This window comes from uncultured Rikenella sp., from assembly GCF_910579375.1.
Classification (GTDB): Bacteria; Bacteroidota; Bacteroidia; order Bacteroidales; family Rikenellaceae; genus Rikenella.
On the sequence record NZ_CAJTUJ010000101.1, the window covers coordinates 1 to 6,873 of the forward strand.

The following is a 6,873-nucleotide window of genomic DNA, read 5'->3' on the forward strand; positions in this document are numbered from 1 at the left end:
CGGGACGTGGGGCCCGGCCGGCCCGAGGCCAGTTTTAGGCGGGTCAAAGCTCGACCGCGCGCCGTCGCCTTAAAAGGGAAATCGTCAAAATGTGCTGGCACGTTTTGACAAGATTTCCCAAGGCGCGCGAACAGAATTGGGCCGACACAGTTTATTGCCCACCGCGGGCCCTCGGGCCTGCGCGGCCCGAGCATGTAGCCCCAGGCGCGCGAACAAAGCATCAAAATACTTTTGTGTGTTCGTCTCGCGCAAAAGAGATGACGACCTCAAAGTCGAAGAAAACGTTCAAAAGACAATAAATCAAGTATATAGAATGGGACAAACACTGTTCGATAAAGTTTGGGACGCCCACGTCGTGCGGCAGCTCGACGGAGGGCGGTCGGTGCTCTATATCGACCGGCACTATATCCACGAAGTGACCTCGCCGGTTGCATTCGGCGGATTGCGAGCGCGGGGAATCGGGATTTTCCGCCCAGATCAGACCACCGCGACCGCAGACCATAATACGCCCACGCTCAATCAGGACAAACCGCTCGAACCGGGCGAGTCGAAAACCCAGCTCGACCAACTGGACAAGAACTGCAAAGAGTTTGGGATCGCTAATTACTACGGGCTGAACCATCCGAAAAACGGGATCGTGCATATTATCGGGCCGGAATACGGCTTTACCCAGCCCGGGATGACCATCGTGTGCGGCGACAGCCATACCTCGACGCACGGGGCATTCGGGGCCGTGGCGTTCGGGATCGGGACGTCGGAAGTCGAGATGGTCTTCGCCTCGCAGTGCATCATGCAGCCGAAACCCAAGAAGATGCGGATCACCGTCGAGGGACAACTCGGCGAGGGGGTGACTGCCAAGGATGTGGCGCTTTACATCATTTCGCAGATTACGGCGGCAGGCGGAACGGGACACTTCATCGAGTTTGCCGGCTCGGCGATACGAAGCCTTTCGATGGAAGGGCGGATGACGCTCTGCAACATGAGTATCGAGTGCGGGGCCAGAGGGGGGATTGTGGCGCCGGATGAAACGACATTCGAATACGTCAAGGGGCGCGAACATGCCCCATCGGTCGAAAACGGTGACTGGGATCGCGCAGTGACGTATTGGAAGACTTTGTACAGCGATCCGGATGCGGTGTTCGACAAGGAGTACCGGTTCGATGCGGCGGATATCCAGCCGATGATTACCTACGGGACGAATCCGGGGATGGGGTTGCCGATTACGGGCGTCATTCCTGCGCCGGCATCGGAATCGGACGTCAAGGCGTTGGAATACATGGATTTCAAGGCAGGCGAGGCGATGCTCGGCAAACCGGTGGACTATGTGTTTCTGGGGAGCTGCACCAACGGGCGGATCGAGGATTTCCGGCTGTTCGCCCATGCGGTCAAGGGGCACAAAAAGGCCGACAATGTGGTGGCGTGGCTGGTGCCGGGCTCGCACATCGTGGAACGGCTGGTGCGCGAGGAGGGCTTACTGGATATCCTCCACGAAGCGGGCTTCGAGCTTCGGCAGCCGGGCTGTTCCGCTTGTCTGGCGATGAATGCCGACAAGGTGCCGGCGGGGAAATATGCGGTCTCGACGTCGAACCGTAATTTCGAAGGGCGTCAGGGACCGGGAGCGCGGACGCTTTTGGCGAGTCCTTTAGTCGCTGCGGCTGCGGCGATCACGGGACGCATTACCGACCCACGTGAACTTTTTGTAAAATAATCGTTCGTTTACCGTGTCTACCCGCATGGAACTGTACCTTTTCTGAAGAAAAGGTACCCAAAAGACTTTCATGATAGCTACGCTATGCCTTAGGCTCCGCAGTCCTCATTCTTCGTAAGTCTGTCGGGCTGGGTTTTCTCGGCGGGGCGCATATAATGCAGGTATTACCCTAATGCGCCCGCGCCGGAAAACCACAGCCCAACGAACAGTCCGAGAGTTGGGTCGCCGGCAGCTTTAGGATGCGCAAGCATCCATCTAAAGTTTTTTTGGTTCTTTTTGTTCACAACCGACGCTGCCAGCGAGTGCAATGCAAACGTAGTTTGCCAATTGCCGAGCGGCGAGGAGGAAAACGAGCGGAGCGAAGTTAAAAAGAACAGTACCCTCCCGGGCAAACACAGTAATCGAACAAGTTATATTAATCAGACAGATGGCAAGAGAAAAATTCGTGAAGATCGTATCCGGCGCCGTGCCCGTGAACATCGAGAATATAGACACCGACCAGATCATCCCCGCCCGGTTTTTGAAAGCCACCGAGCGTAAAGGGTTCGGTGACAATTTGTTCCGTGACTGGCGGTATACCAAGGATAACCGGCTGATTCCCGAATTTCCGGTGAATGACAAGGCCAAATATGAAGGGACGATTCTCGTCGCCGGTTATAACTTCGGGTGCGGGTCATCGCGCGAACATGCCGCATGGGCGATTTACGATTATGGGTTTCGGGTTGTGGTGAGCAGCTTTTTCGCCGACATTTTCCGGAATAATGCTCTGAACAACGGTTTGTTGCCCATCCAGGTGAGTCCCGAGTTTTTGGCCGGGATTTTTGCCACCATCGAGAAAGACAACCGGGCGCAATTCACCGTCGATCTCGAAAACCAGACCATCACAAATAATACAACGGGCGCCAGCGAGTCGTTCGCCATCGACGGGTATAAGAAAGAGTGCCTGTTGAACGGGTACGACGACGTAGACTACCTCGTGACCCTTCGGCCCGAAGTGGCGCGCTACGAACAGACCCGCGCATAGTCCGATTTTCAAACCCATTGAACCCGAAACCCATGCCCAGAGTCGAGATCATGGACACCACCCTGCGCGACGGCGAGCAGACCTCCGGCGTCTCCTTCGCGCCGCAGGAGAAACTCAGCTTGGCGCGGTTACTGCTGACCGACATCAAGGTGGACCGCATCGAAATCGCCTCCGCCCGGGTGAGCGAAGGCGAGCGGCAGGCCGTGAGCCGGATTATGGAGTGGGCGACGAAGAATGGGTACCTCGATCGGATCGAAGTGCTCGGTTTTGTGGACGGAGGCGTATCGCTCGACTGGATCGCCGCCTGCGGCGGCCGCGTCGTCAATCTGCTGACCAAAGGCTCTGAGAAACATTGCAAGTACCAGTTGCGGAAAACTCTCGACCAGCATGTCGAAGACATTCGTCGTGACGTGACGGCGGCCACGGAGCGGGGGATCGCCGTCAATCTCTACCTCGAAGATTGGTCGAACGGGATGCGCCACTCGCGCGAGTACGTATATCGTATGGTGGACGCCTTGCGGGATCTGCCCATTCGGCGGTTCATGCTGCCCGACACCTTGGGTGTTTTCGAACCGTGGGAATGCGACGAAGCTTGCCGGGCTATGGTCGAGCGGTATCCGGATTTGCGGTTCGATTTCCATGCCCATAACGATTACGACCTTGCGGTGGCCAATACCGTGGCGGCAGTGAAAGCGGGGATACAGGGCGTGCACGCGACCGTCAACGGGCTGGGCGAACGGGCCGGAAACGCACCGCTCTCTTCCGTTATCGCTGCCTTGCATGACCATTTGAACGCCGAAATGGGGATCGACGAAGCGCGGACGAACCATGTCTCCACGGTGGTCGAAAGTTATTCGGGCATTCGGATTCCGGCCAATAAGCCGGTCATCGGCGAGAACGTCTTTACCCAGTGCGCCGGGATTCACGCCGACGGGGACAATAAGAACAACCTCTATTTCAACGACCTGCTTCCGGAGCGTTTCGGGCGGACGCGGCAGTATGCCTTGGGGAAGAGCTCCGGCAAAGCCAACATCCGTAAGAATCTGGAGCTGCTGGGAATCGAACTCGATGAGGCATCCATGACCCGCGTGACGCAATACATCGTGGAGCTCGGCGACCGGAAAGAGATTGTGACCGCCGAGGATTTGCCGTATATCGTTTCGGACTTGCTGGGCAATTCGGGAGACGGCGAGCAGGATGCGGTGCGGATTCTGAACTATTCGCTTTCGGTGGCTCAGGGGCTGCGTCCGGTGGCCACGGTGAAGATGGAGATTCATGGCCAGAGCTACCAGCAGACCTCGGCCGGGGACGGTCAGTACGATGCGTTCGTGTCGGCCGTCCGGGCGATTTACCGCGAGCAGCTCGGTCGCGAGTTTCCGATTCTGGCCGACTATTCCGTGAGCATTCCTCCGGGAGGCCGGACAGACGCGTTCGTACAGACCTTGATTACGTGGGAACAGAGCGGCGTACGGTTCAAGACCCGAGGGTTGGATGCCGACCAGACCATTGCCGCCATCAAGGCGACCGTGAAGATGTTGAACAAGATCGAGCAGCGAGGGTAGGCAAGTTGTGCAGGCGCGTGCAGAGAATGGAGTTGAGGCTGCCAGTGGAAATGCGCAGCATTTCCCGTCCACGGGACGTGGGGCCTGCCCGGCCCGAGGGCAGTCTCCTCCTGTAGTCAAAGCCGCGCGCCCCGCCAAAAGAGGGAAATCGTCAAAATGCACTTGTGCGTTTTGACAAGATTTCCCCAGGCGCGCGAAACAGAGAATCGGGTAGAGGCGGCCAGTAAAACGCCCTGTGGGCGCGCCCTCCCGCCTAAGATGGCATATTCTGCCGGTTGGCACTCGGCCAATCCGGCAAGAATTGCCGCGGGCGACGTTTAGGAGTAGACACTCCCAGCTTTTGAGTGCCGAGCAGCACCAGCGGAGCTCGTTGCGCTCACCGCTGGCGGCGACCCGCTTAAACTAAAAGCGACAAGGCCGAAACCAACAGAATGGGGCGACGAATGGGCTTTGCTCTTACGACTCGTAGAGTCGCGCGGGCCGAAGCCTCCCGTCGCGGAGGCCCGCAACTCACGTTGCTGTAGGCCCCGCAGGCTTCGGCCGCCAACGTCAAACAAAAAAGTAGGGTAGAGGCTGCCAGTAAAAGACGCTGTGCGTCCGTTTATTCCGAGAGGCAACGCAACTGAAAACCGTAGCCACGGTTGACCGGGTTGCTGGGATAGAGCCATGTCATACGGAAATTCAAGATGATGCCTTCAGTATTGCTGACCCCCGAAGACCAGCTGTAACCATAGCTGCCGAGGCTGCCCGACATACCCGTATCCTGATGGCGGTAGCCCGGGGCGGCGGATTTACGAAAATAAATTAAAGAAACATAACAACCAGATACCCATGAACCTGAACATCGCCCTCTTGCCCGGCGACGGCATCGGGCCCGAGATCGTCGGCGAAGCCGTGAAAGTCCTCGACGCCGTCGGCGCCAAGTACGGGCATACCTTTACCTATCGGAAAGGCCTCGTCGGCGCCTGTGCCATCGACGTCACCGGCGATCCCTACCCCGCCGAGACCCACCGGATCTGCCAGGAAGCCGGAATCGTACTCTTCGGCGCCATCGGCGACCCCAAATACGACAACGACCCCTCCGCCAAAGTGCGTCCCGAGCAGGGATTGCTGCGGATGCGCAAATCCTTGGGCCTGTTCGCCAACGTGCGCCCGCTGGTCGTTTTCGACTCCCTCGTGGAACGCTCGCCCCTGAAAGCAGAGCGGGTCAAAGGCGCAGATTTCGTGTGCATCCGCGAACTGACCGGCGGGATGTACTTCGGTCGTCCCCAAGGGCGGAGCGAAGACGGGAATGTAGCCTATGACACCTGCGTTTACTCCCGCGAAGAGATCGAACGCATCCTGAAAGTCGCCTTCGAACAAGCCCGGAAACGGCGCAAACTACTCACCGTCGTTGACAAAGCCAACGTCATCGCCACCTCGCGTCTGTGGCGTCAGATCGCCAAAGAGATGGCCCCGCAATATCCTGACGTACAAGTCGATTACATGTTCGTGGACAACGCCGCCATGCAGATCATCCAGCGCCCGACCTACTTCGACGTGTTAGTCACCGAAAACCTCTTCGGCGATATCCTGACCGACGAATCCAGCGTCATCAGCGGCTCCCTGGGGCTCCTCCCCTCCGCATCGCTGGGGGCCGAAGTCGCTCTGTTCGAGCCCATTCACGGCTCCTATCCGCAGGCAGCCGGCAAGAACATCGCCAACCCGATGGCCACCATATTGAGCGCCGCCATGCTGCTCGAACACGTCGGACTCGCGCAAGAAGGAGCCGCCGTTCGCGCCGCCGTCGAACAAGCCATTGCCGACGGAGTCGTGACCGAAGACCTGATCGATCCCTCCACAACAGGGCAAAAAGCCTATTCGACCACCGAAGTGGGCGATTTCGTCGCCGCCCATGTGTAAGCGACACTTGTAGCGGCGAAATTTTTAGGTCGAAGATCGGCTGATTTACAGTCAGATAGGGGCGGATAGCAAAGAAAATCCAAAAATAATTTTGAAAATATTTGGAGAATAGGAAAAGAAGTCCTTATCTTTGCACCCGCAAAAGTTCATTGAAGTATTGCAGTTGTAGTACAAGTTTAGGAGCCAGTAATGGCTCACCGCCTAGAGATAGGTGGGAAAAGAAAGCTTAGTCAATAAAAGAAACAGGTAGAAAAGAAACCGGAGCACAGGAGACGGTTCGGAGGGTGTCGTCAGATGCTTTCCGCCGCTCGGGGCAAGGTTTGGATGTCTGAGGGTGTTTTTAGGAATACCGCAGATATTTCAGATAAGTTTCCCGAGAGGTATAATCGTCAGAAAATTTTCATTTTTTACAATGGAGAGTTTGATCCTGGCTCAGGATAAACGCTAGCGGCAGGCCTAACACATGCAAGTCGAGGGGCAGCATATGGATTGCTTGCAATCTATGATGGCGACCGGCGCACGGGTGCGTAACGCGTATGTAACTTGCCTTATGCAGGAGGATAACCCGAAGAAATTCGGCCTAATACTCCATAAGTGTCAGAGAGGCATCTTTCGGGCATAAAAGATTTATCGGCATAAGATAGACATGCGTGACATTAGCTAGTCGGTGAGGTAAC

Annotated in this window: 5 protein-coding genes and 1 rRNA gene; 5 read left to right on the forward strand and 1 reads right to left on the reverse strand. The window is 56.9% G+C overall.

The features are described 5' to 3' along the window. The first annotated feature begins 313 nt into the window (after positions 1-313). From leuC to QZ302_RS07770, 3 genes are all read left to right on the forward strand, one after another. Positions 314-1,708: a 3-isopropylmalate dehydratase large subunit gene (leuC, locus tag QZ302_RS07760; RefSeq protein ID WP_294594231.1), complete on the forward strand. Its 1,395-nt coding sequence runs from the start codon at positions 314-316 to the stop codon at positions 1,706-1,708. A gap of 427 nt (positions 1,709-2,135) precedes the next feature. Then, positions 2,136-2,732: a 3-isopropylmalate dehydratase small subunit gene (gene leuD, locus QZ302_RS07765; RefSeq protein ID WP_294594233.1), complete on the forward strand. Its 597-nt coding sequence runs from the start codon at positions 2,136-2,138 to the stop codon at positions 2,730-2,732. Positions 2,733-2,764: 32 nt separating this feature from the next. Next, positions 2,765-4,294, forward strand: a complete 1,530-nt coding sequence (locus QZ302_RS07770) for an alpha-isopropylmalate synthase regulatory domain-containing protein (RefSeq protein WP_294594235.1) — start codon at positions 2,765-2,767, stop codon at positions 4,292-4,294. A gap of 601 nt (positions 4,295-4,895) precedes the next feature. On the opposite strand, the gene QZ302_RS07775 is transcribed toward QZ302_RS07770, so the two are convergent. Further along, on the reverse strand, positions 4,896-5,048 hold the full coding sequence (locus QZ302_RS07775) for a hypothetical protein (RefSeq protein WP_294594237.1): 153 nt from the start codon (positions 5,046-5,048) through the stop codon (positions 4,896-4,898). A 77-nt stretch (positions 5,049-5,125) separates the two neighbouring features. Between QZ302_RS07775 and leuB the strand changes: the two genes are divergently transcribed. Next, complete coding sequence (gene leuB, locus QZ302_RS07780) at positions 5,126-6,196, forward strand: 3-isopropylmalate dehydrogenase (protein ID WP_294594239.1); 1,071 nt, start codon at positions 5,126-5,128, stop codon at positions 6,194-6,196. 409 nt (positions 6,197-6,605) lie between these two features. Then, a 16S ribosomal RNA gene (locus QZ302_RS07785) occupies positions 6,606-6,873 on the forward strand; the annotation flags it as partial.

Coding starts and splice junctions, on each gene's coding strand:
- leuC (WP_294594231.1), top strand. CDS start 314: ATGGGACAAACACTGTTCGATAAAGTTTGGGACGCCCACGTCGTGCGG.
- leuD (WP_294594233.1), top strand. CDS start 2,136: ATGGCAAGAGAAAAATTCGTGAAGATCGTATCCGGCGCCGTGCCCGTG.
- QZ302_RS07770 (WP_294594235.1), top strand. CDS start 2,765: ATGCCCAGAGTCGAGATCATGGACACCACCCTGCGCGACGGCGAGCAG.
- QZ302_RS07775 (WP_294594237.1), bottom strand. CDS start 5,048: ATGTCGGGCAGCCTCGGCAGCTATGGTTACAGCTGGTCTTCGGGGGTC.
- leuB (WP_294594239.1), top strand. CDS start 5,126: ATGAACCTGAACATCGCCCTCTTGCCCGGCGACGGCATCGGGCCCGAG.